Source organism: Streptomyces wuyuanensis (genome assembly GCF_900103455.1).
Classification (GTDB): domain Bacteria; phylum Actinomycetota; class Actinomycetes; order Streptomycetales; family Streptomycetaceae; genus Streptomyces; species Streptomyces wuyuanensis.
Genome location: NZ_FNHI01000013.1, coordinates 62,445 through 83,993 on the forward strand (window position 1 = coordinate 62,445; position 21,549 = coordinate 83,993).

The 21,549-nt window shown below is 73.1% G+C and carries 21 protein-coding genes and 3 pseudogenes; 16 read left to right on the forward strand and 8 right to left on the reverse strand.

Going from position 1 to position 21,549, the window contains the following annotated elements:
• Positions 1-33: 33 nt before the first annotated feature.
• A complete protein-coding gene (locus BLT82_RS19900) occupies positions 34-813 on the forward strand; it encodes a potassium channel family protein (protein WP_167746046.1) in 780 nt (259 codons plus the stop codon).
• Here BLT82_RS19900 and BLT82_RS19905 read toward each other — a convergent pair.
• Positions 794-1,216, reverse strand: coding sequence for a peptidase inhibitor family I36 protein (locus BLT82_RS19905; RefSeq protein WP_093656683.1), 423 nt, complete (start codon positions 1,214-1,216; stop codon positions 794-796). The two genes, BLT82_RS19900 and BLT82_RS19905, sit on opposite strands and share 20 nt — an antisense overlap.
• Before the next feature lie 277 nt (positions 1,217-1,493).
• Complete coding sequence (locus BLT82_RS19910) at positions 1,494-3,098, reverse strand: MFS transporter (protein WP_093656685.1); 1,605 nt, start codon at positions 3,096-3,098, stop codon at positions 1,494-1,496.
• Between the two features lie 126 nt (positions 3,099-3,224).
• On the opposite strand from BLT82_RS19910, the gene BLT82_RS19915 reads away from it, so the two are divergent.
• From BLT82_RS19915 to BLT82_RS19945, 7 genes are all read left to right on the forward strand, one after another.
• Positions 3,225-3,944 (forward strand): TetR/AcrR family transcriptional regulator, encoded by a 720-nt coding sequence (locus tag BLT82_RS19915; RefSeq protein WP_093656687.1) that lies wholly within the window; start codon positions 3,225-3,227, stop codon positions 3,942-3,944.
• Positions 3,945-4,030: 86 nt separating this feature from the next.
• A complete protein-coding gene (locus BLT82_RS19920) occupies positions 4,031-5,242 on the forward strand; it encodes an alpha/beta hydrolase (RefSeq protein ID WP_167746047.1) in 1,212 nt (403 codons plus the stop codon).
• An 86-nt stretch (positions 5,243-5,328) separates the two neighbouring features.
• Positions 5,329-6,195, forward strand: coding sequence for a DUF4429 domain-containing protein (locus BLT82_RS19925; RefSeq protein ID WP_093656689.1), 867 nt, complete (start codon positions 5,329-5,331; stop codon positions 6,193-6,195).
• Between the two features lie 210 nt (positions 6,196-6,405).
• Entirely contained in the window at positions 6,406-7,800 is a 1,395-nt protein-coding gene (locus BLT82_RS19930) for a sensor histidine kinase (protein ID WP_093656691.1), read from the forward strand.
• Entirely contained in the window at positions 7,797-8,477 is a 681-nt protein-coding gene (locus BLT82_RS19935) for a response regulator (protein WP_093656693.1), read from the forward strand. Before BLT82_RS19930 ends, BLT82_RS19935 begins: the two co-directional genes overlap by 4 nt.
• Positions 8,478-8,677: 200 nt before the next feature.
• The gene (locus tag BLT82_RS19940; RefSeq protein WP_093656695.1) at positions 8,678-9,748 is read left to right on the forward strand and encodes an alpha/beta hydrolase; all 1,071 of its coding nucleotides are present in this window, start codon (positions 8,678-8,680) and stop codon (positions 9,746-9,748) included.
• Entirely contained in the window at positions 9,745-10,947 is a 1,203-nt protein-coding gene (locus BLT82_RS19945) for an acyltransferase family protein (RefSeq protein ID WP_093656697.1), read from the forward strand. Before BLT82_RS19940 ends, BLT82_RS19945 begins: the two co-directional genes overlap by 4 nt.
• A gap of 69 nt (positions 10,948-11,016) precedes the next feature.
• Here BLT82_RS19945 and BLT82_RS19950 read toward each other — a convergent pair.
• A pseudogene (locus BLT82_RS19950) lies at positions 11,017-11,947 on the reverse strand (aldo/keto reductase).
• Positions 11,948-12,027: 80 nt separating this feature from the next.
• Positions 12,028-12,483 (reverse strand): MerR family transcriptional regulator, encoded by a 456-nt coding sequence (locus BLT82_RS19955; protein ID WP_093656961.1) that lies wholly within the window; start codon positions 12,481-12,483, stop codon positions 12,028-12,030.
• 97 nt (positions 12,484-12,580) lie between these two features.
• Here BLT82_RS19955 and BLT82_RS19960 point away from each other — a divergent pair.
• Both BLT82_RS19960 and BLT82_RS19965 read left to right on the forward strand, forming a co-directional pair.
• Positions 12,581-13,046: pseudogene (locus BLT82_RS19960) on the forward strand (GNAT family N-acetyltransferase).
• Between the two features lie 10 nt (positions 13,047-13,056).
• Positions 13,057-13,881 carry a serine hydrolase domain-containing protein gene (locus BLT82_RS19965; RefSeq protein ID WP_093656699.1) on the forward strand — a complete coding sequence of 275 codons (825 nt, stop codon included), beginning with the start codon at positions 13,057-13,059 and terminating at the stop codon, positions 13,879-13,881.
• Between the two features lie 213 nt (positions 13,882-14,094).
• Here the strand turns inward: BLT82_RS19965 and BLT82_RS19970 are convergent, their stop codons facing one another.
• A complete protein-coding gene (locus BLT82_RS19970) occupies positions 14,095-14,748 on the reverse strand; it encodes a pirin family protein (RefSeq protein ID WP_093656701.1) in 654 nt (217 codons plus the stop codon).
• A gap of 165 nt (positions 14,749-14,913) precedes the next feature.
• Between BLT82_RS19970 and BLT82_RS19975 the strand changes: the two genes are divergently transcribed.
• From BLT82_RS19975 to fabF, 5 genes are all read left to right on the forward strand, one after another.
• On the forward strand, positions 14,914-16,110 hold the full coding sequence (locus tag BLT82_RS19975; RefSeq protein WP_093656703.1) for a PucR family transcriptional regulator: 1,197 nt from the start codon (positions 14,914-14,916) through the stop codon (positions 16,108-16,110).
• A gap of 89 nt (positions 16,111-16,199) precedes the next feature.
• Positions 16,200-17,138 (forward strand): ACP S-malonyltransferase, encoded by a 939-nt coding sequence (locus BLT82_RS19980; protein WP_093656705.1) that lies wholly within the window; start codon positions 16,200-16,202, stop codon positions 17,136-17,138.
• A gap of 17 nt (positions 17,139-17,155) precedes the next feature.
• The gene (locus BLT82_RS19985; protein WP_093656707.1) at positions 17,156-18,157 is read left to right on the forward strand and encodes a ketoacyl-ACP synthase III; all 1,002 of its coding nucleotides are present in this window, start codon (positions 17,156-17,158) and stop codon (positions 18,155-18,157) included.
• A gap of 80 nt (positions 18,158-18,237) precedes the next feature.
• Entirely contained in the window at positions 18,238-18,486 is a 249-nt protein-coding gene (locus tag BLT82_RS19990; RefSeq protein WP_017945077.1) for an acyl carrier protein, read from the forward strand.
• 79 nt (positions 18,487-18,565) lie between these two features.
• Complete coding sequence (gene fabF / locus BLT82_RS19995; protein ID WP_093656709.1) at positions 18,566-19,828, forward strand: beta-ketoacyl-ACP synthase II; 1,263 nt, start codon at positions 18,566-18,568, stop codon at positions 19,826-19,828.
• Between the two features lie 151 nt (positions 19,829-19,979).
• Here the strand turns inward: fabF and BLT82_RS38015 are convergent, their stop codons facing one another.
• Positions 19,980-20,243: a hypothetical protein gene (locus BLT82_RS38015; RefSeq protein ID WP_244292051.1), complete on the reverse strand. Its 264-nt coding sequence runs from the start codon at positions 20,241-20,243 to the stop codon at positions 19,980-19,982.
• 53 nt (positions 20,244-20,296) lie between these two features.
• Positions 20,297-20,509: a hemerythrin domain-containing protein gene (locus tag BLT82_RS38020; protein ID WP_342029418.1), complete on the reverse strand. Its 213-nt coding sequence runs from the start codon at positions 20,507-20,509 to the stop codon at positions 20,297-20,299.
• Between BLT82_RS38020 and BLT82_RS38025 the strand changes: the two are divergent.
• Positions 20,508-20,618 (forward strand): annotated as a pseudogene (locus BLT82_RS38025) (hypothetical protein); the annotation flags it as partial. The gene BLT82_RS38020 and the pseudogene BLT82_RS38025 sit on opposite strands and share 2 nt — an antisense overlap.
• Positions 20,619-20,979: 361 nt before the next feature.
• Here BLT82_RS38025 and BLT82_RS20010 read toward each other — a convergent pair.
• On the reverse strand, positions 20,980-21,474 hold the full coding sequence (locus tag BLT82_RS20010) for a DUF3145 domain-containing protein (protein WP_093656711.1): 495 nt from the start codon (positions 21,472-21,474) through the stop codon (positions 20,980-20,982).
• Positions 21,475-21,549: the final 75 nt, after the last annotated feature.

A 21,549-nucleotide genomic window follows, 5' to 3' on the forward strand; every position in this document is an offset into this window, starting at 1 on the left:
GGGCTCCCTCCGCACCCGCCTACGATCCCGGGCATGAAGGAACGTACGGCGCAGATGCGCTGGGAGGCCCGCACGCAGGGGCCGCTGCTGGTGCTCGCCGTGGTGTTCGGCCTCGCGTACGCGGTGCCGATCGTGCTGCCGGACGCCCCCGGGTGGGCCCACCAGGGCTGCCGGATCGTGGAGTGGACCGTCTGGGGCGCTTTCGCCGCCGACTACCTGGTGCGGCTGTCGCTGGCCCCGTACAAGTGGCTCTTCGTGCGGAGGCATCCGCTGGACCTGCTCGCGGTGCTGCTGCCGCTGGTGCAGCCGCTGCGGCTGCTGCGGGTGGTCTCCACGCTCCTCCTGGTCGGCCGGCGGGCCCGGATGGCCCCGCAGATCACGCTCACCACGTATGTGGCGGGTGCGGTGGTCGGGCTGATGATGTTCGGCTCGCTCGCGGTGCTGGCCGTCGAGCGGGACGCGCCGGAGGGGAACATCCGGACGCTGGGTGACGCCGTGTGGTGGTCGTTCACCACGATGACGACCGTCGGCTACGGCGACCACGCGCCGACGACGGGCCTGGGACGGGTGCTCGCGGTCGGGCTGATGCTGTCCGGAATCGCGCTCCTCGGTGTCGTCACCGCCAACATCGCGGCCTGGTTCATCTCCCGCTTCGAGCGCGACGACGCCGAGGAGCGCCGCCGCACGGCCCTCCTGGAGGCCCTGACCCAGGAGGTCAGGGAGCTGCGGGCGGAGGTGGCGCGGCTGTCGGCGGGGCCGTCGGCCGCGGCCGACGAGCCCGCCGTACCGCCCCCTAGTTCTCCCACACCTTGAACGCCCGTACCCGGTACGGGGTCTGCGGCACCCAGGTCCCGCCGCCCGGGTACGTCTCGAACTCACCGGTCTCCGCGCACTCCGCCGACTGGTAGGCGGTGACGGGGCGGCCGGTGCGGTTGGCGAGGGCCTGGGCGCCGGCGCCCGCCGGGAGCGGAACGCAGGACTCGATGTCGATGCCGGACAGCTCGTGGACCTGGCGTGCCCCCGTGAAGCCCGGTTTCGCCCAGAGGCAGAGCTCGCCGGGGGCACAGCTGCCGAGCCGGGGCGGCGCGGCCTGCCCGCTCGGCGCCGCCGGTGCCGGGACGGCCGGAGCAGCGGGCCGGGGCACGGAGGCAGCGGCGGCGGGTGCGAGCAGGCACAGGGCGGCCAGGGCCGCTGTGGTGAGGACGGTCGTACGCATGTGGATCTACCCCCGTGTCGGTGTGTCGGCAGGTGACCCGTACGGCGTCCTGACCGGTCCGCGCCCGTCGGGCCGTCCGTGCTGATCCACGCCGTGGATCACCTGACCGCACCCTGACCGGTGGCGAGGGCGGTCCGGAAGACCCGCCGGACCGGTTCACCCTGATAGGGGACAGCCCCGCCGGGACCTCCCCCGTGCCCTTCGGCTCGGGAGGGGCCCCACGGCGGGGCTGTCGCGCACGAGGGGTCGGCGCCTCGCGGGGGCTCGCGGCCCGGGGTCAGATGTGGGCCGCGCCCGCACCCGCCTCCGCGTTCTCGCCGCGCTTGGTGAAGAGGGCCACCGCGGCCGCCACCACGGCGACGATGCCGGCGACGGTGAAGGCCATGCCCATGCCCGAGATGAAGGTGTCGTGGGTGACCTGGGTGATCTGCGCGGCGACCGGCTGCGGGGTGCCGGGCGCCAGCGGGGCCATACCGACCTCGACGGCCTGCTCGGCCAGGCCGAGCTGCTCCGGCGGCAGCGGCGGCAGCTCGGCGTCCGCCCAGTTCTCCGCGAGGTCCGAGCTGACCCTGGCCGACATCACCGCGCCCAGCACGGCCGTGCCGAGGCTGCCGCCGACCTGCATGGCGGCCTGCTGCAGACCGCCCGCGACACCGGAGAGCTCCAGCGGGGCGTTGCCGACGATGACCTCGGTGGCGCCGACCATGACCGGGGCCAGGCCGAGACCGAGGAGCGCCAGCCACACGGACATGGGCAGGGTTTCGGTGTCCGCCGAAAGAGTGGTCATGCCGAACATCGCGACCGCGGTGCACACCATGCCGCCGACCAGCGGTACGCGCGGGCCGAACTTGGTGATGAGCGCACCGGCGAGCGGCGAGGAGACGATCATCATCGCGGTGAGCGGCAGCAGGTGCAGACCGCTGTCCACCGCGCTCATGCCGTGCACGTTCGCCAGGTAGAAGGTGACGAAGAACAGTCCGCCCATGAAGGCGAAGGCCATGAGCACCATCAGCACCGTGCCCGCGGAGACCGGGACGGAGCGGAACAGCCGCAGGGGGATGAGCGGCTCCGCCACCCGGGTCTCCCACACCGCGAACACCACGAAGAGGACCAGGGCACCGGCCAGCCAGCCCAGCGTGCTCGCCGAGCCCCACCCCCACTCACCGGCCTTGATGAGCGGCCAGATGAGGGCGAACATCGCGCCGGACAGCAGCACGATGCCGGGGATGTCGAAGGACCGCGGGGCGTTCTCGGCACGGTGGTCCCTGAGGATCACGAGGCCGAGGGCCAGCGCGACGACGCCTACGGGCACGTTGATGAAGAAGACGGACTGCCAGCTGACGTGCTCGACGAGCACACCGCCGAGGATCGGACCGCCGGCGGTGGAGGCGCCGATGACCATGCCCCAGATGCCGATGGCCATGTTGAGCTTCTCGGCGGGGAAGGTGGCCCGCAGCAGGCCGAGCGCGGCGGGCATCAGCAGTGCGCCGAAGAGTCCCTGGAGCACGCGGAAGCCGACGACGAGGGCGATGGAGTCGGAGAGCCCGATCGCGGCGGAGGCCGCGGCGAAGCCCGCGACACCGATCAGGAAGGTCTGCCGGTGGCCGAAGCGGTCACCGAGCTTGCCGGCGGTGATCAGCGCGACGGCGAGCGCCAGCAGATATCCGTTGGTGATCCACTGGACGTCGGCCAGGGTCGCGCCGAGATCGCGCTGGATGGCCGGGTTGGCGATCGCGACGATCGTGCCGTCCAGGGCCACCATCATCACGCCGATGGCCACGGCGAAGAGCGTCAGCCAGGGGTGGCCGCGGAGCCCCTTGGCCGGTGCCGGGGCGGGACCGCGGTCCACGGGCACCTTGTCGACGGTGGTCTGACTAGTCATGCCGGAGACATTATGTCAGCCACTGACAGTTGACAAAACATTTCATCCGCCGGTAACTGTCACGTGGCTCACAAGTACGCTGAGCTGGGAAAAGCAACACAAGGACGACGGAGAGCGGGCCCATAGGTGACGGGAACCGGACTGCGTGAGCTGAAGAAGCAGCGCACCCGCGACGCCCTGCTGCGCGCGGCGCTGGAGCTCTTCACGACGCAGGGGTACGAGCACACGACGGTCGACGAGATCGCCGACGCCGTGGAGGTCTCCCAGCGCACCTTCTTCCGCTACTTCGCCAACAAGGAGGAGGTCGTCTTCGCCGTCCAGGACATGGTCGAGTCCCACTTCGTCGACGCGCTGCGCCGACGACCGCCGGAGGAAGGGCCGTTCGAGGCGATGCGCCACGCGGTGCGGTCGGCCTGGGACACCATAGGAGAGGCCATCGGGCAGGTCGTTCCGGTCGAACTCCACATGCGGGCCTACCAGATGATCGAGTCGACGCCGTCCCTGATCGCCGTCCACCTGCGCCGCTCCGCCGAGCTGGACGAGCAGGTCGCCCGGCTGATCGCCGACCGCGAGGGCCTAGACGTCGACACGGACCCCCGGCCGCGCGTCGCCGTCGCCGCCTTCGCCGCCGTGATGCGGGTCACCGGACGGCTCTGGGGGCAGGGCGAGGACGCGAGCGTCGAGGCCATCCGGGAGCTGACCGAGGACTACCTCGACCACCTGGAGCCCGCCCTCGCCACGGACTGGCGCAGCCCCGCCGCGCGTCCCGCCCGGGGCCGGACGGACCGGACGCGCCCGGACGCCGCGGACACGCCGGAACGTGAGGCCGGCGCACACACGGAGTAGCCGCACGCCGTCGCGCGCCCCCAGACGCGTGATCTCCCTCACGGTCGCCGTGAGGGCCCCCGGGCTCGCCCTAGGCTGTTCCCCCAGTGACTGCTTTCGACTCCTCCCCCACACTGAACGTCTGGCGCGCCCTCCTCGCTCTCGCCGTGGTGTTCGTGCTGCTCGCGACCACCGGCTGGACCGCTGTACGGCACCAACGCGGTCCCGTCGACGCCCGGGTGACCGCGCTCGCCGCGTGGGAGCAGGCCCGTGTCGGGCACCGCGCGCTCCCGGACCCGGAGTCGTCCCCCGGCGTCCTGGCCGGATTCTTCTCCTCCCTCGGAGCCAGGAAGGCGGCCTCGCTGGCGGATCGCCATCCGCTCGTCGTGGGCAATCTCAACGGTGCGCCGGTGACGCTGCGCTACCGCGCCAACCGGATCGCACTGGACCAGGCGCGCCAGGAGGAGAAGCGGCGGATGCGCGACGGCAGGCTCTCCGCCGAGGGGCGCCACGAGGCGAGCCGGCGCATGCACCGGTACGAGTCGCTGCTGCGCCCCGGCCGCCAGATCCTCGCCTTCGACCCGAGCGGGAAGGGCCGTGTCGCCGAGGTCTTCGGCGATCTCGACCGGGCGCGGCGGGTCTCCGTGATCGTCCCCGGAGTCGACACCAACCTCCTGACGTTCGAGCGGAGCAAGCGCAAGTACTCCGCCCCGGTGGGCATGGCGCAGTCCCTCTACACGGCGGAGCGCGCCGCCGCCCCCTCCGTGCGCACGGCCGTCATCGCCTGGGCCGACTACACCTCGCCCGCGGGCGTCGGACTCGACGCCTCCACCGGCCGGCTCGCCGCGAACGGCGCGAACCGCCTGGTGGCCCTGACGGGGGCGCTGCCCGGCCGGGCCGAGGTGTCGCTGTTCTGCCACAGCTACGGCTCGGTGGTATGCGGGGTCGCCGCGCGCGAACTGCCCGGACGGGTCCGTGACATGGCGGTCGCGGGCAGCCCCGGCATGCGCGCCGAGACCGCGGCCCAGCTGGGCACGGACGCCCGGGTGTGGGCGATGCGGGACAGCGACGACTGGATCGAGGACGTGCCGTACCTGGAGGTCGGCGGGCTCGGCCACGGCGCCGACCCGGTGACGCCGGACTTCGGGGCACGGGTGCTGTCGGCGGCGGGAGCGGTCGGCCACACCGGCTATTTCGAGCCGGGCACGGAGAGCCTCAGCAACTTCGCCGAGATAGGCGTCGGTTCGTACCGGACGGTCAGCTGCGAAGACGGCAACTCCGCGTGCCGCAGTGGAATTTACGGTGCGGAAGTGATCTGACGCGCGTAGAGCACTGTGGCGAGGGGCATATGACCGCCTTGTTCACGGGGGCGACGCGCGGGCGCCCGCCGCATACGATGAGGCGCATGGGTGATGTGCTGGCCGGAATTCATGCCACCTGGGAGTTCGAACCGGACTCCGTGCTCATCCGCTTCACTCGGGGGAACCGCGGTACGCCGAAGCTGTTCCAGGTGCTGGACGAACGGCACGTCCCCCTCGAAGCGCTCGAGTCGGTGACCCTCTCCCCGGGCAAACGCGGCACCGTCGTGCTGCACGCGGTGCCGAGACCAGGTGCCGATCCGCTGATGGACGCGGCGGCGGGCCAGCTGAAGGAGGGCGCGGACCCGTACCGGCTGGTGCTGCCGGCGGATCGCGAGACGCTGGCCGAGTACTACGCCGACGAGCTGCGCGCCGTGCTGCCCGGCCCCGGTGCCGGCCCCGCGGCCCGGTACCTGGTCTCGTCCGTCGGCGCGCCGCGGCAGTTCAAGGCGTACGACGGCAAGGCGGTGTTCGACGGGGACAGGGTGTCCTTCCGCTGGTCGTGGACGGGTGCCTCGTCGGCGAAGTGGAAGGCCGGCGACCAGAGCTACGCCGTATCCGAGCTGACCGGGGTCGAGTGGCGCTCCCCGGAGGTGTTCGACGGCCATCTGCGGCTGCTGCTCCGGGGCGCCCCGGGCGGTACCGGGGAGCGGCCCTCGCAGGCCGACCAGGACCCCGCCGCGGTCGTCTTCGGCCTCGGTTACGGACCGGTGCACGAATCGCTGCCGTTCGCGGCCGCTGTCCTCGAGGCGGTCCGCGAGGCCGCGCCCGTGCAGCCGGCGGCACCCGCGCACCCGCACGACCCGGCGGGCGTCGCGGAACGGATACGGCACCTCGGCGAACTGCACAGCTCGGGGCTCGTCACGGACGAGGAGTTCCGCGCCAAGAAGGCCGAGCTGCTCGCGGAGCTGTAGGAACCCGTACCCGGCGAACCGCACCGGGCCGCGGAAACCACCGGTACCGCCCGACGTCACACCCGGACCGCGCCGGCACCACCGGCACGCCGTGACCACCGCACGCCCCGACCGGACCGCGGCACGGGAGGTCATACCGGGGTATGACATCCCGTCCGGCCCTCCGGTATGACGCGGCCGCCTCTCCGGGGTGCCTACGCTGGAGCCGCCATGACCACCACGCCCTCCTCCGCCGGGAACGGCCGCCCGGAACCGGCACGGGCGTCCCGGGCCGGGAGCCTGCTGCGGGACGCCGCCCGCTCGAAGCCCGCGCGACAGGCCCGTTCCGCCGCTCGGGAGGCCCTGCGGTCGCTCGCCGCGGCGCTCACCACACCGGCACCGCCGTCTGGCCCCCCGCTGCCGAGGACGTCCTCGCGCACCCGGCGGTGGCTGCCGTACGCGCTGGGGCTGGCCGCCGTGAGTGCGCTCCTGCCCGTCACGATCAACGTCCTCACCCAGGACTACCGCCTCGGCGGCGCCCTCGCCGGAGCCCTGGCCACGGCCCAGACCGCCCCGCTGCTGCTGGCCGTGACCCGGCCGCTGAAGGCGTGGTGGATCGTCTTCGCCGCCGATGTGCTCGGCGCGGTGGCCCTGCTGGGCGCGGACGGCACGGAGGGCAGGAGCTGGCCCTGGACGCCGATGGCGGTCGTCGGCTACCTGCTGCTGATGCTGTGCCTGGGGCTGCGCGAGCGACGGCGCACCCTGGTGGCCGTCTGGCTGCTGACGGGCGCGGCCGGTTTCCTCTTCGAGCTGGTCTCGCAGCGGCTCAGTGACGGCATCCACGTACTGCTGTTCGTGCTGAGCGGGATCGTGCTGCTGGTCGCCGACACCCTGCGCACCCGGGGCGAGGTGCAGCGGCGACTCGCCGAGCAGGAGACCATCAGCGAAGCCGAACGGGCCCGGCGCACCCTGCTGGAGGAGCGCGCCCGCATCGCCCGCGAGTTGCACGACGTGGTCGCCCACCACATGTCCGTGATCACCGTGCAGGCCGACTCGGCGCCGTACCGGATCGACGGGCTGTCCCCCGCCGCCCGGGAGGAGTTCGCGACGATCGCGGCCGGAGCACGGGAGTCCCTGACCGAGATGCGGCGGCTCCTCGCGGTGCTGCGCAGCGAGGGCTCCGAGGGCGAGCGCGCGCCGCAGCCCGGCCTCGACCGGCTCCAGCAGATGGTGGAGGCGACGGTTCGGGCCGGGGTGCCGGCCGAACTGTCGCTCGCAGCGGACCCGGGCGACGTACCGCAGGCGGTGGACCTCTCGGCGTACCGCATCGTGCAGGAGGCACTGGCGAACGTGGTGCGGCACGCACCGGGAGCGGCGACGCGGGTCTCGGTCGGCTCGGACGACGCCCATCTGACGGTGCTCGTGGTCAACGGCCCCGCGGCGGAACCCGTTTCACCGCTGGAGGCGTCCGGGACCGGACACGGGCTGGTCGGGATGCGCGAACGCGTACGGTTGACCGGCGGCACCCTGGACGCCGGGCCGCTGCCGGACGGCGGCTTCCGGATCGCCGCACGCATGCCGCTGACGACCGTGGCGGACCCGGACGAGGTGAAGGACCCCAGTTGACCATCCGCGTGATCATCGTCGACGACCAGGCCATGGTGCGCGCGGGGTTCGCCGCGCTGCTGGCCGCGCAGGCGGACATCGACGTCGTCGGCGAGGCCCCCGACGGCCGCCGGGGCATCGAGGCCGCCCGCGCCGCGCTCCCCGACGTGGTCCTGATGGACGTGCGGATGCCGGAGCTGGACGGACTCGCCGCGGCACGCGAGATCCTGTCCCCGCCGCCGGGCGTGGTGCAGGTGCCGAAGGTGCTGATGCTGACCACCTTCGACGTGGACGACTACGTGTACGAGGCGCTGCGCGCGGGCGCGTCCGGGTTCCTGCTGAAGGACGCCCCGCCGGCCGACCTGATCTCCGCGGTCCGGGTGGTCGCCGCGGGCGAGGCACTGCTGGCGCCGTCGGTGACCCGGCGGCTCATCGCCGACTTCGCGGCCCAGCGGCCGGCCCTCCGGAAGAACGGCGCCGCCCTGCGGCTCAACGGGCTCACGCCGCGCGAGACGGAGGTCCTGGAGCTGATCGCCCGCGGCCTGTCCAACCAGGAGATCGCCGGCCGGCTGGTTCTCGCCGAGCAGACGGTCAAGACCCACATCGGCCGGGTGCTGTCGAAGCTCGGGCTGCGCGACCGCGCCCAAGCGGTGGTCTTCGCGTACGAGTCGGGCCTGGTGACCCCGGGCGACCGGTAGCCGCGGGCGGTCGGGCGGTGGTGATCGCGGGCGGTCGGGCGGTGATGATCGCGGGCGCGCGCCCGGCCCGCCCCCTACTCCGGTACCACCCCCGAATACCCCGGTATCACCCCGGAGTTGGCTCCCGGGTGTGACGCCCCCTCACCCGTCCCGTTCCTACCTTCCTCGCCGTCGACAGGACGGACGAGGAAGAGGGGATCATGCGACGGTTCAGAAGGACCCTGGCCGCGGTGGCGGTCGCGGCGGTCGTCGTCACCGGCACGGCGGGGTGGGCCTCGGGCACCTCCCAGACACCCGTCACGGGGCCGCCGCCCGGTTCGGAGGAATGGCGGGCGGACCGCTCGCTGGGCCGCGCCCTGCCCGACCCCGGCACCGCGGCCCCGGGTGACGTATCGGAGTTCTTCGCCGGCCTGACGGCTGCTCAGCGGCAACGGCTGCTCGTGCGGCACCCGTTCGTGGTCGGCAATCTCGACGGCGCACCGCCGGCCCTGCGGTACCGGGCCAACGCCCTGGCGCCGGGCGGCGCTGCGGACGGCCGGCAGATCCTCGCGTACGACCCGCGCGGCCGCGGCCAGGTCGCCGAGGTCTTCGGGGACCTCACCCGGGCCGGCCGCGTCGCCGTCGTCGTCCCGGGCTCGGACATCGACGCCGGGACCTTCGACCGCACGCGTGAGATGGCGCGGTCGCTGTACGAGGCGGCGAACGACCGGGCGTGGGACGTCCCCGGAAGCGCCGCCGGCCACGGCCCCGCCGGGTACGACCGCGCCGGGAAGGCCACCGGGAGCGTCGCCGTGGTCGCCTGGGCCGGCTACACCACGCCCGTCGGCGTGGGCGTCGACGCCGCCACCGGGGACCTCGCCGAGGCCGGGGCCGAGCGGCTGGCGCGGTTCACCCGCGGCATCGCGGCGACCGGCGCCGCCCGCCCGGCCCTGTTCTGCCACAGTTACGGCTCCGTCGTCTGCGGTCTCGCCGCGCAGCGGGCCGGCGCCACGGACATCGTCGCCTTCGGCTCCCCCGGGATGCGCGCGGACAGCGTCGCCGACCTGCGCACCGACGCCCGCGTCTGGGCCGCCAAAGCCCCGTCCGACTGGATCTCCAAGGTGCCCCACGTCCGGCTCGCCGGACTCGGCCACGGAACCGACCCCACCGCACCCGAGTTCGGCGCCCGTCGGGTGCCCGCGGACGACACCGAGGGCCACACCGGCTACTTCGCGCGCGGCACCTCGTCGCTGCGCGCCTTCGCCTCGATCGCGCGGGGAGAGGCCCGATGAGGACACTCGCCCCGCTCGTCGCGAGGATCGAGGCGTCGACCCCGGCCCACCGCGACCGCGCGATCGACGGTCTGCGCGCCCTCGCGCTGCTGGCCGTGCCGGCCGGGCACTGGATGCTCGGCGGTTTCACCGTGGACGCGGACGGCGCGATCCACAACGCGAGCCCGCTGTCCGCGTTCGGCGCCTTCGCGCCCGTCAGCTGGGTCCTGCAGATGCTGGGCATCTTCTTCCTGGTGGGCGGCTGTGCGTCGGCCCTCTCCTACCACCGCCGGCCCGGCGGTGCCACCGACTGGCTGAAGGGACGGGTGGCCCGGCTCGGACGCCCCGTGCTGGGTGTGACGGCCGTGTGGGCGGCGCTGATCGCGGTGCTGTCGGCCGCGGGCGTGCCGGACGACACCCTGCGGACCGGGGCGACGCTCGTGGTCCAGCCGCTGTGGTTCGTGGGCGTCTACGTCGTCGTCACCGCGCTCACACCGCTCTGCGTACGTGCCGCCCGGCGCCTCGGCGGTTGGTCCGCGGTACCGCTGCTGCTGTCCGTCGCCGCCGTCGACCTCCTGCGGTACGGGCCGTACGCCGGCGCCGTACCGTCCTGGCTGAGCGTGCTGAACATCCTCCCTGGCTGGCTCTTCGCCTACCAACTCGGCGTCTCCTGGGGCGAGAAGCGCATCGGCCGGCGCGGTGCGCTGCTGCTGGCGGCGGGCGGGGCCGCGCTGTTCGCCGTGCTGATCGGCGTCTTCCACTACCCGGCGTCGATGGTCGGGGTCCCCGGTGAGTCCCGCACCAACTCACATCCGCCGTCGCTGCTGGTCCTCGCGCTCGCCTCGGCGCAGAGCGGCGCGGCGATCCTGCTCCGCGAACGCATCGGCCGGCTGCTGGCACGGCCCGCGCTGTGGGCGCCGGTCGTCGTCGTCAACCTCTCCGCGATGACGATCCTCTGCTGGCACCAGACAGCGATGCTCGCCGCGGCGGTACCCGCGTCGTACGCGGGGGCCGTCCCGGGGCTGACGACGGCGCCCGACACGCTGGGCTGGGTGGCCGCGCGGGCGGCCTGGCTGCCCGTGTTCGCCCTGCTGCTGGTGCTGATCGGCCGGTACGCACGGGGCTTCGAGCCTCCGTGGCGCGGCGTGGGCGCGGCCCGGCGCGCGGCGGCGGGCGTTCTCGCGCTGGGCTTCACGGCGTTCGTGCTGGGCTTGACGTAGGAGGCCGCTCCGCCTGCGCGCCGCGGCCGAGCAGACGGCCGGGACCGGGATCGGCCCGGCGCGAGCGCGCTACTCGCGGGCCTCCGATGTCGAGGACATGTCCGGGTACCGGTCCCCCACCACGCGCCCCGCGATCGGCTCCAGCAGCGCCAGGTCGCCGGGCGTGAGCGTGATCCGGGTGGCCGCGACGTTCTCCTCCAGGCGGCCCCGCTTGCGGGTGCCCGGGATGGGGACGACCGGGAGGCCGTGGACGCCGGCCCGCTGCTGGACCCAGGCGAGGGCGATCTGCGCCGGTGTGGCGCCGTGCGCGGCGGCGATCTTGCGGACGGGCTCCAGCAGTTGCGCGTTCGCCGCGGCCGCATCGCCGGTGAACCGCGGCTGCCGGCGCCGGAAGTCGCCCTCGGAGAGCTCCGCCGCGTTCGCGAACGCGCCGGTGAGGAAGCCCCGGCCGAGGGGCGAGTACGGCACCAGCGCCACGCCCAGCTCCGCGGCCGCGCCCACCGCGCTCCGCTCGACGGAGCGACTGAAGAGCGACCACTCGGACTGCAGCGCGGCGATGGGGTGGACGGCGTGCGCCTCGCGCACCGGTCACCTCGCTGAGTCCGAGATGGCGGACCTTGCCCGCCCGCACGAGTTCCGCCATCGCGCCGACGGACTCGGCGAGCGGTACGCCGGGGTCGCGGCGGTGCATGTAGTAGAGGTCGATCACGTCGACGCCGAGCCGGCGCAGACTGGCCTCCACCGCCTCGCGGATGTACGCGGGGTCGTTGCTGATGCCCCGGAAGGCCGGGTCGTCCGCGCGGCGGACGATGGAGAACTTCGTGGCGAGGGTGATCTGGTCCCGGTGCGCCGTCACGAACGGCCTGAGGAACTCCTCGTTGGCGCCGCCGCCGTATATGTCGGCGGTGTCGAAGAGCGTGACGCCGGCCTCCAGCGCCGCGTCCAGGGTGTCGCGGGCCGCCGCCTCGTCGGTGTCTCCGTAGAACTCGCTCATGCCCATGCAGCCGAGCCCCTGCACCCCGACCTCGGGACCCGCCGTGCCGAGCCGTACCTTCTCGATCGTGCCGTCCGTCATGGGGCTCAGGGCCTCTCCGGCGCCCGCTGGGCGCCCGCATAGAAGTTGATCTTGTAGTCGAGCACGGCGAGGGTGTCCTGGAGTTCGGCGATCCGGGCGCGGACGTCGCGCCGCGTCGACTCCAGCAGCTCCTGCCGCTGCTCGTACGTGTCCTCGCCCGCGCGCGCCAGCTCGGCGTAGCGGACCATGTCGGCGACCGGCATCCCGGTCCGCCGGAGCTTGCCGACGAAGGTCAGCCAGTCCAGGTCGCGGTTCCTGAAGCGCCGCTGTCCGGTGTGCGAGCGGTCGATGTGCGGCATCAGGCCGATCCGCTCGTACCAGCGCAGCGTGTGCGCGCTCAGGCCGGTCCAGTCGGCGACCTCGCTGATGGTGTAGTGGTCCTGCCCGTCGGGGCGGGGATGGGCGGGGGGCGCCGATGCGCAGATGTCGGTCGTCGCGGATGTGGTCTCCAGCACCGTCATGACCTCCACGCTAGAAGGTTCGAGTGCACTCGAAGCAAGCGAAATCCCGCCGGTTCCGCGCCGGGGGCGGCCGCCGGAGCGGTAGCCTCCTCCGTCCATGAGCCTCGCACGACCCGCACTCCCCGACGACGCCGGAGAGCTGGTCCGCCTCCGTGCCGTCATGCTCGCGTCGACGGCGCGGCACGAGACCTCGGAGACGGGCTGGCAGGCCGCCGCCGTCGAGACCTTCCGCAGGCGTCTCGCCGATCCCGAGGGGGACATGGCCGCCTTCGTGGTCGAGCGCCCCGGAGGACTCGCCGCCTGCGCCGTCGGCACGATCGAGCACCGCGTCGGGAGCCCTGCCGATCCCACGGGGAGGACCGGCCACGTCTTCAGTGTCGCCACCGATCCCGACCGGCGCCGCCGGGGCCACTCGCGCGCGTGCGTGGGGGGGGCTGCTCGGCTGGTTCCGGGCGCGCGGAGTCCGCCGGGTCGACCTGCGGGCGAGCGCCGAGGGCGAGCCCCTGTACGCCTCCCTCGGCTTCGTACGGACCCCGGATCCCGCGATGCGGCTGACCCTCTAGGCTCGTAGCCATGCAGAGCCTGGCGTTGATCGAGAACTGGCCCGTCCCCACCGCGGCCGCCGCAGTCGTGCGCGCGGACGGCACCGTCGCCGGTGCCCACGGCCCCACGGGGCACCGCTTCCCGCTGGCCTCGGTCACCAAGCCGCTCGCGGCCTACGCCGCGCTCGTCGCCTACGAGGAGGGCGCGGTTGAGCTGGACGAGCCCGCGGGGCCCGACGGCGCCACCGTGCGGCATCTGCTGGCGCACACCAGCGGCCTCGCGTTCGACGAGCACCGGGTGACGGCCCCGCCCGGGAACCGCCGGCTGTACTCGAACGCCGGCTTCGAGGTGCTCGGCGACCACATCGCGAAGGCCACGGACATCCCGTTCGCCGAGTATCTGCGTCAGGCGGTGCTGGAGCCGCTGGGCATGACCTCGACGACGCTCGACGGCTCGCCCGCGAAGGACGGCGTCTCGACGGTCGACGACCTCGCGCGTTTCGCCGCCGAGGTGCAGGCCCCGCGGCTGCTCGACCCCAGGACGGTCCTGGAGGCGATGTCGGTGGTGCACCCCGGCCTGTCCGGCGTGCTGCCCGGCTACGGCCACCAGAAGCCGAACGACTGGGGACTCGGCTTCGAGATCCGCGACGGCAAGTCCCCGCACTGGACCGGCTCCGCGTCCTCGCCCCGCACCTTCGGCCACTTCGGCCAGTCCGGCACGTTCCTGTGGATCGACCCGGACGCCGGCGCCGCGTGCGTGGCGCTGAGCGACCGCGCCTTCGGGCCCTGGGCGGTCGAGGCATGGCCGCCGTTCACCGACGCGGTGCTCGCCGAACTGCGCGGCCGGGCGCACTGAACACCAGGGCGGTTCACACGGCCGGCCGGCAGCCCTTCGACGACCAAGGCCCCGCCCAACCGGTCCTCTCCCAGGGCGTCCTGACGACCCGCCGCACGTCCATGCCGAGCCCCGCCCGTCCGGACGCCGCCTCCACGCACGCGACATGGCGGCTGCCGGGCGCGGCGGGTCGGGTCCGGCGCCGCCGGCCGGGCACCGGGGAGCGGGGCCCGGTCAGCCGGACAGCTCCCACATCAGCACCTCCGCGGGCGCGGCCGCGGTGAGTTCGAGGCCGTCGGCATCCGTGATCCGGGCGGCGTCGCCGGGGCCCAGCGCCTCGCCGTCGATCCTGACGACGCCCCGGACGACGTGGACGTACACGAAGGGGGCGTCCGGCACGGCGGTCCGCTCGTCGCCGGCGAGGCGGCGCACGTGCAGCATCGCCCCGGCCTCCGGAAGCGCGTAGGGCGTCGAGTCGGCGATGCCGCGGACGATCTCGTAGGACGGTTCGCCGCCCGGCTCCTTCGGCGCGAGCCACATCTGCACGAACGTGAGCGGTGTGCCGGCGTCGTTCCGTTCGACGTGCCGCACCCCGCCGGCGGAGCTGAGCCGCTGGACGTCGCCCGGCCGTACGACGGTGGCGTGGCCCGCGGAGTCCCGGTGGGTCAGCTCGCCGTCCACCACCCACGTCACGATCTCGGTGTGGCTGTGCGGGTGCTCGTCGAACCCGGCGCCGGGGGCGAGCCGCTCCTCGTTGCAGGCGATGACCGCGCCGAAGCGGAGGTTGTCCGGATCGTAGAAGCGACCGAACGAGAAGGAGTGCAGGGACTCGATGCCGGCGGACGCGTCCCCACCGCGGTAGCGCTCACCGGCGCGCCGTATGGACATCACGCCTCCACCGTAGACGCCGGACCGGCCGGGCGGCCTCCCCGCGGTCCGCCCGTTCCTTATGCCGGGCGGAACCGGGGCGCCGGCGGTGGCCCACCGGGGTCCGGGGCCCTGTCCCGGACCCGCGTCTCCGCCGCGGCGTCCGGATAAGGCACTCTTGTCCCCGTGCCCCATCCCGAACCGGCTCTGCCCCCGAACGCCGCCCATCCGCACTCCGCGACCCTGAAGCGCCTGGAGCAGTCGTCCGGGCGCCTCGCCGCGAACGCGATCGCCCGCATGGACGAGACGCTGCCGTGGTACCGGGCGATGCCCCCGGAGAACCGGTCGTGGATCGGCCTGGTCGCCCAGGCCGGTATCGCCGCGTTCACCGAATGGTTCCGGCACCCCGAGACGCCGCAGGCGATCTCGACGGACGTCTTCGGCACCGCCCCGCGCGAGCTGACCCGTGCGATCACCCTGCGCCAGACCGTGGAGATGGTGCGGACGACCATCGAGGTCATGGAGTCCGCGATCGAGGAGGTCGCCGCGCCGGGCGACGAGTCCGTGCTGCGCGAGGCGCTGCTGGTCTACGCGCGGGAGATCGCCTTCGCGACCGCCCAGGTGTACGCGCAGGCCGCCGAGGCCCGCGGCGCATGGGACGCCCGGCTGGAGTCGCTCGTGGTCAACGCCGTGCTGTCGGGCGAGGCCGACGAAGGGGCCGTCAGCCGGGCCGCGGCGCTCGGCTGGAACGCCCCGGAGCACGTGTGCGTCGTGCTCGGCACAGCGCCCGACGGGGACAGCGAGCTGACGGTGGAGGCGATCCGGCGTGCGGCCCGGCACGCCAAGCTCCAGGTGCTGACGGGCGTGCTCGGCGACCGGCTCGTCGTGATCGCGGGCGGCAGCGACAACCCGCTGCACGTGGCGAAGGCCCTGATCGGCCCGTACGCGGCCGGCCCGGTGGTGGCGGGCCCCGTCGTGCCGGATCTGCTGGCGGCGACGAGGTCGGCACAGGCCGCGGCGGCCGGACTGAAGGCGTGCTCCGCGTGGCAGGACGCGCCGCGGCCGGTACTGGCGGATGATCTCCTTCCGGAGCGCGCGATCGCGGGCGATCCGTCCGCGCGAGAACAACTGGTGGAGGAGATCTACAGACCGCTCGAGGAGGCGGGCTCGGCCCTCCTGGAGACGCTGAGTGTGTATCTGGAGCAGGCAAGCAGTCTGGAGGGGGCGGCACGGATGCTGTTCGTGCATCCCAACACCGTCCGCTACCGGCTGCGACGTGTGACTGATGTCACCGGCTGGTCACCGTCCGATGTCCGTTCCGCGTTCACTCTGCGGATCGCGCTCATCCTCGGGCGTCTGGTAGACGGAGATCAGCAACTCTAGGATTTTGTCGGACACCAACAATTCCCCTGACGGTTCTTGGTCCCTGTCCCCACGGGCGGCCGGGACCATCCACAAGAGAGAGTGTGAGGGTGCTCGTACTCGTCGCTCCCGGCCAAGGCGCTCAGACGCCCGGCTTCCTGACTCCCTGGCTCGAACTCCCCGGCGCCTCCGACCGCATCGCGGCCTGGTCCGACGCCATCGGGCTCGACCTCGCCCACTACGGCACGAAGGCCGACGCGGACGAGATCCGCGACACGGCCGTGGCCCAGCCGCTGCTCGTCGCGGCCGGCCTGCTGTCCGCCGCCGCGCTCGGTGAGGTCGTGCCGGACGCCGTCGCCGGTCACAGCGTCGGTGAGTTCACGGCCGCGGCGTTCGCGGGCGTCCTCGACCCGACCGCCGCGCTCCGGCTCGTACGGACCCGCGGTCTGGCGATGGCCGAGGCCGCCGCCGTCACGGAGACCGGCATGTCGGCCCTGCTCGGGGGCGACCCCGAGGTGAGCACCGCGCACCTGGAGAAGCTCGGGCTGACCGCCGCGAACGTCAACGGCGCCGGGCAGATCGTCGCCGCCGGCACCAAGGAGCAGCTCGCCGCGCTGGAGGCGGACAAGCCCGAGGGCGTCCGGAAGGTCGTCGCGCTCAAGGTCGCCGGAGCGTTCCACACGCACCACATGGCCCCCGCGGTCGCACGGCTGGAGGAGGCCGCGAAGGCGCTCGCCCCGGCCGACCCCAAGGTGCCGTACGTCTCCAACAAGGACGGGCGCACCGTCGCCGGCGGTGACGAGGTCGTGTCCCGGCTGGTCGGCCAGGTCGCCAACCCGGTCCGCTGGGACCTGTGCATGGAGACCTTCAAGGAACTGGGCGTGACCGCCCTCGTCGAGGTGTGCCCGGGCGGCACCCTCACCGGTCTCGCCAAGCGCGCGCTGCCGGGCGTCAAGACGCTCGCGCTGAAGACCCCCGACGACCTCGACGCGGCCCGCACGCTGCTCGCCGAGACCGGTTCACCTGCCGCTGACGCGGCGGGCGCCTGACAAGGAGCCGAGACAGCATGTCGAAGATCAAGCCCAGCAAGGGCGCCCCGTACGCACGCATCATGGGTGTCGGCGGCTACCGTCCGACCCGGGTCGTGCCCAACGAGGTGATCCTCGAGACGATCGACTCCTCCGACGAGTGGATCCGCTCCCGCTCGGGCATCTCCACCCGTCACTGGGCGAACGACGAGGAGACCGTGACGGCGATGTCGGTCGAGGCGGCGGGCAAGGCCATCGCCGACGCCGGGCTCACCCCGGAGCAGGTCGGCGGCGTGATCGTCTCGACCGTGTCGCACTTCAAGCAGACCCCGGCCGTCGCCACGGAGATCGCCGACAAGATCGGCGCGGTCAAGCCCGCCGCGTTCGACATCTCCGCGGGCTGCGCGGGCTTCGGCTACGGCCTGACCCTCGCCAAGGGCATGGTCGTCGAGGGCTCGGCCGAGTACGTGCTGGTCATCGGCGTCGAACGGCTCAGCGACCTGACCGACCTGGAGGACCGCGCCACGGCATTCCTCTTCGGCGACGGCGCGGGCGCCGTCGTCGTCGGTCCCGCGCAGGAGCCCCGGATCGGTCCCACCGTGTGGGGTTCCGAGGGCGACAAGTCGGAGACCATCAAGCAGACCGTGCCGTGGTCGGACTACCGCGACGGCGCCGTCGAGCGGTTCCCCGCCATCACCCAGGAGGGCCAGGCGGTGTTCCGCTGGGCCGTGTTCGAGATGGCGAAGGTCGCCCAGCAGGCGCTGGACGCGGCCGGGATCACCGCGGACGAACTGGACGTCTTCATCCCGCACCAGGCGAACATGCGGATCATCGACTCGATGGTGAAGACTCTGAAACTGCCGGAGCACGTCACGGTCGCCCGTGACGTGGAGACCACCGGCAACACCTCGGCCGCCTCGATTCCGCTCGCGATGGAGCGGCTTCTGGCGACCGGGCAGGCGAAGAGCGGCGACACCGCGCTCGTCATCGGCTTCGGGGCGGGTCTCGTCTACGCCGCGACGGTCGTTACCCTCCCCTAGGCAAGCATCCGGATCTTCCGGATATCCGGTCCTCCGGGCAAGCCCGTTCAACCCTCTGCTACACACCGAAGGAGCGCCACATGGCCGCCACTCAGGAAGAGATCGTCGAAGGTCTCGCCGAGATCGTCAACGAGATCGCCGGTATCCCGGCGGAGGACGTCCAGCTGGACAAGTCCTTCACCGACGACCTGGACGTCGACTCGCTGTCCATGGTCGAGGTCGTCGTCGCCGCCGAGGAGCGCTTCGACGTCAAGATCCCGGACGAGGACGTCAAGAACCTCAAGACCGTCGGCGACGCAGCCGAGTACATCCTGAAGCACCAGGCCTGATCCAGGCCGATCAGGTACGCCACCCAGCGGTGGCGCCGCTGATTCACGAACCCTCATAGACCGTGGAGAAAGAATTCCTGTGAGCTCGACCAATCGCACTGTGGTCGTCACCGGTATCGGCGCAACCACACCGCTGGGTGGCGACTCCGCATCGACCTGGGAAGGTCTGATGGCGGGACGTTCCGGCGTCAAGCCCCTCGAGGGAGAGCGCTTCGAGGAACTGCCCGTCCGCATCGCCGCCCCCGCGGCGGTCGACCCGGGCGAGGTCCTGCCCCGGCCGCAGGCGCGCAAGCTGGACCGCTCGGCCCAGTTCGCGCTGATCGCGGCACGTGAGGCGTGGGCCGACGCGGGCTTCACCGCCCCGGCCGGCGAGGACGGGAACATCCTTCCCGACCGCCTCGGCGCGGTCATCGCCTCCGGTATCGGCGGTGTCACCACCCTGCTCGACCAGTACGACGTGCTGAAGGAGAAGGGCGTACGCCGCGTCTCCCCGCACACCGTGCCGATGCTGATGCCCAACGGCCCCTCCGCCAACGTCGGTCTGGAGGTGAACGCCCAGGCCGGCGTGCACACCCCGGTCTCCGCCTGCGCGTCGGGAGCCGAGGCGATCGGCTACGCCATCGAGATGATCCGCAACGGCCGCGCGGACGTCGTGGTCGCCGGCGGCACCGAGGCCGCGATCCACCCCCTGCCGATCGCGGCGTTCGCCAACATGATGGCGATGTCCAAGAACAACGACGAGCCCGAGCGGGCCTCCCGGCCGTACGACAAGGCCCGTGACGGCTTCGTGCTGGGCGAGGGCGCGGGTGTCGTCATCCTGGAGTCCGCCGAGCACGCGGCCGCGCGCGGCGCACGTGTCTACTGCGAGGCGCTGGGTCAGGGCCTGTCCGCGGACAGCCACCACATCGCGCAGCCCGAGCCGACCGGCCGCGGTGTCGCCACGGCGGTGCAGAACCTGCTGGACAACACGGGTCTGAAGCCGTCCGAGGTGGTCCACCTCAACGCGCACGCCACCTCCACGCCGCAGGGCGACATCGCCGAGATCAAGGCGCTGCGCAAGGTGCTGGGCGACGACCTCGACCATGTCGCGATCTCCGCGACGAAGTCGATGACGGGCCATCTGCTGGGCGGCGCCGGCGGTATCGAGACCGTCGCGACGGTCCTGGCGCTGCACCACCGCCAGGCCCCGCCGACCGTGAACGTCGACGACATGGACGACGAGATCGAGGCGGACATCGTCCGCGGTGAGCCGCGTGCGCTGCCCGAGGGCACGATCGCCGCGATCAACAACTCGTTCGGCTTCGGCGGCCACAACGTGGTGCTTGCCTTCCGAACCGTCTGACGCACGTCCGACGCACGACGACGAGGACCGGGCCCCGTCTCCCTTCGCGGGAGGCGGGGCCCGGTCGTTGCCGCGGGACGGTCCCCGGTCGGCTCGGCCCTTCCCCCGGTACGGGGCCGCCTGGGGCCGTCCGTCAGCGCAGCGCCCACGCCTACGCGACGCCGAGGTCCGTGCAGAGACGGGCGCGCTGTCCCGGGGTGAGCGTGGTGGAGAGGGCGTCGAGGCTGCGGCCCGCCTCCTCGCCGGGCACGGACTCGACGCTCGCGCGCGCGACGGCCGCGCGGACCGCGGGCGGCAGGGCGGGGAGCATCCGCTGGAGGTCGGTGAGCCCCTCCTCCGGGGTTCGGGAAGCGCGGAACGCCCCGAAGACGGCCCCGAGTTCGTCGTCTCCGCAGTGCCGCCACAGCGCGGGCACGGCGACGGTCTCCTCGGCGTGCAGATGGGCCAGGTAGGCGCTGATGAGCTCGTTCAGGGCCAGGTAGAACCCGTGCTGGACCTCGGGGCGGGCTGCGGGGCCGTTCCCGGGAAGGCGCGTGCTCGTTCGTCGAGGGCCGCGAGGGCCGCGTCGAGCCTCAGATGCTCGGCGTCCAGGGCGTCGGCCGCGGCCGGGGCCCGCTCCCGCAGCAGGGGATGTATGTACGTGTCCTCGTGGGCGGCGTGCTCGTGCAGTTCCGCGGTCATGGCCAGGCAGCGCTCGGCGGACCGCTCCCCGGACGCCGGGTCAGCGCCGTCCCTGACCGTGCCCCAGGCGGCACGACGCCTGGGGGTGACCCGGCAGAACGTGCAGCGGGTCGCCAACGACCTCGTGGAACAGGGCCACGCCGCCTACGCCGACAACCCCGACCACCGGGGCTCCCCGTACTCACCCTCACCGCCGGCGGCCGGAAGGCACTGGGGAAGGTCACGGAGAGGGCGACGGAGCGGCATCGCGAGCTGTTCGCGGACGTGCCGGACGCCGAGGTCGCCGCGGCACGGTCACTGCTGCGCCGGCTGCTCACCGAGCTGGACCGCCAGGAGCGGGCGGCCGGGAAGCGCTGAGCCCGCGGCCGTAGCGGCGGGACAGCCGCGCCGAGAGGCGAGGCCCCGAGAGCGGACGGGCGCGGAGCAGGACACGGGACCGGCCCCTCGGCCGCCCGGGTGGAACCGGTGGGTCAGACCACCTGGTGGAGCCAGCGGACCGGGGCGCCCTCGCCCGCGTACCGGAACGGCTCGAGCTCGTCGTCCCAGGGCTTGCCGAGCAGCTTGGAGATCTCCGCCTCGAGCTCCGTCTCGCCCTGGGCCGAACGCGCGAGGGCCGCGCGGAGGCGGTCCTCGGGGATGAGGATGTCGCCGTGGATGCCGGTGACGGCGTGGAAGATGCCGAGGTCGGGCGTGGCGCTGTAGCGCTCGCCCTCCGCGGTGGTGCAGGGCTCCGCGGTCACCTCGAAGCGGAGCAGCTGCCAGCCGCGCAGCGCGGACGCCAGCTTGGAGGCCGTGCCGCTCTCACCCTGCCAGGAGAACTCGGATCTCCAGGTGCCGGGGGACGCGGGCTGGCGGATCCAGTCGAGCTGGACCCGTACGCCGAGGACGCCCGCGACCGCCCATTCGACGTGCGGGCACAGCGCGCGTGGTGCGGAGTGGACATAGAGAACGCCGCGTGTCGTCACCGGGACCTCCAGTGTGGGACGAGGATCACCTTCCCAGCGGCCTCAGTAAACAACATCAAGTACGAATCCCGCCAA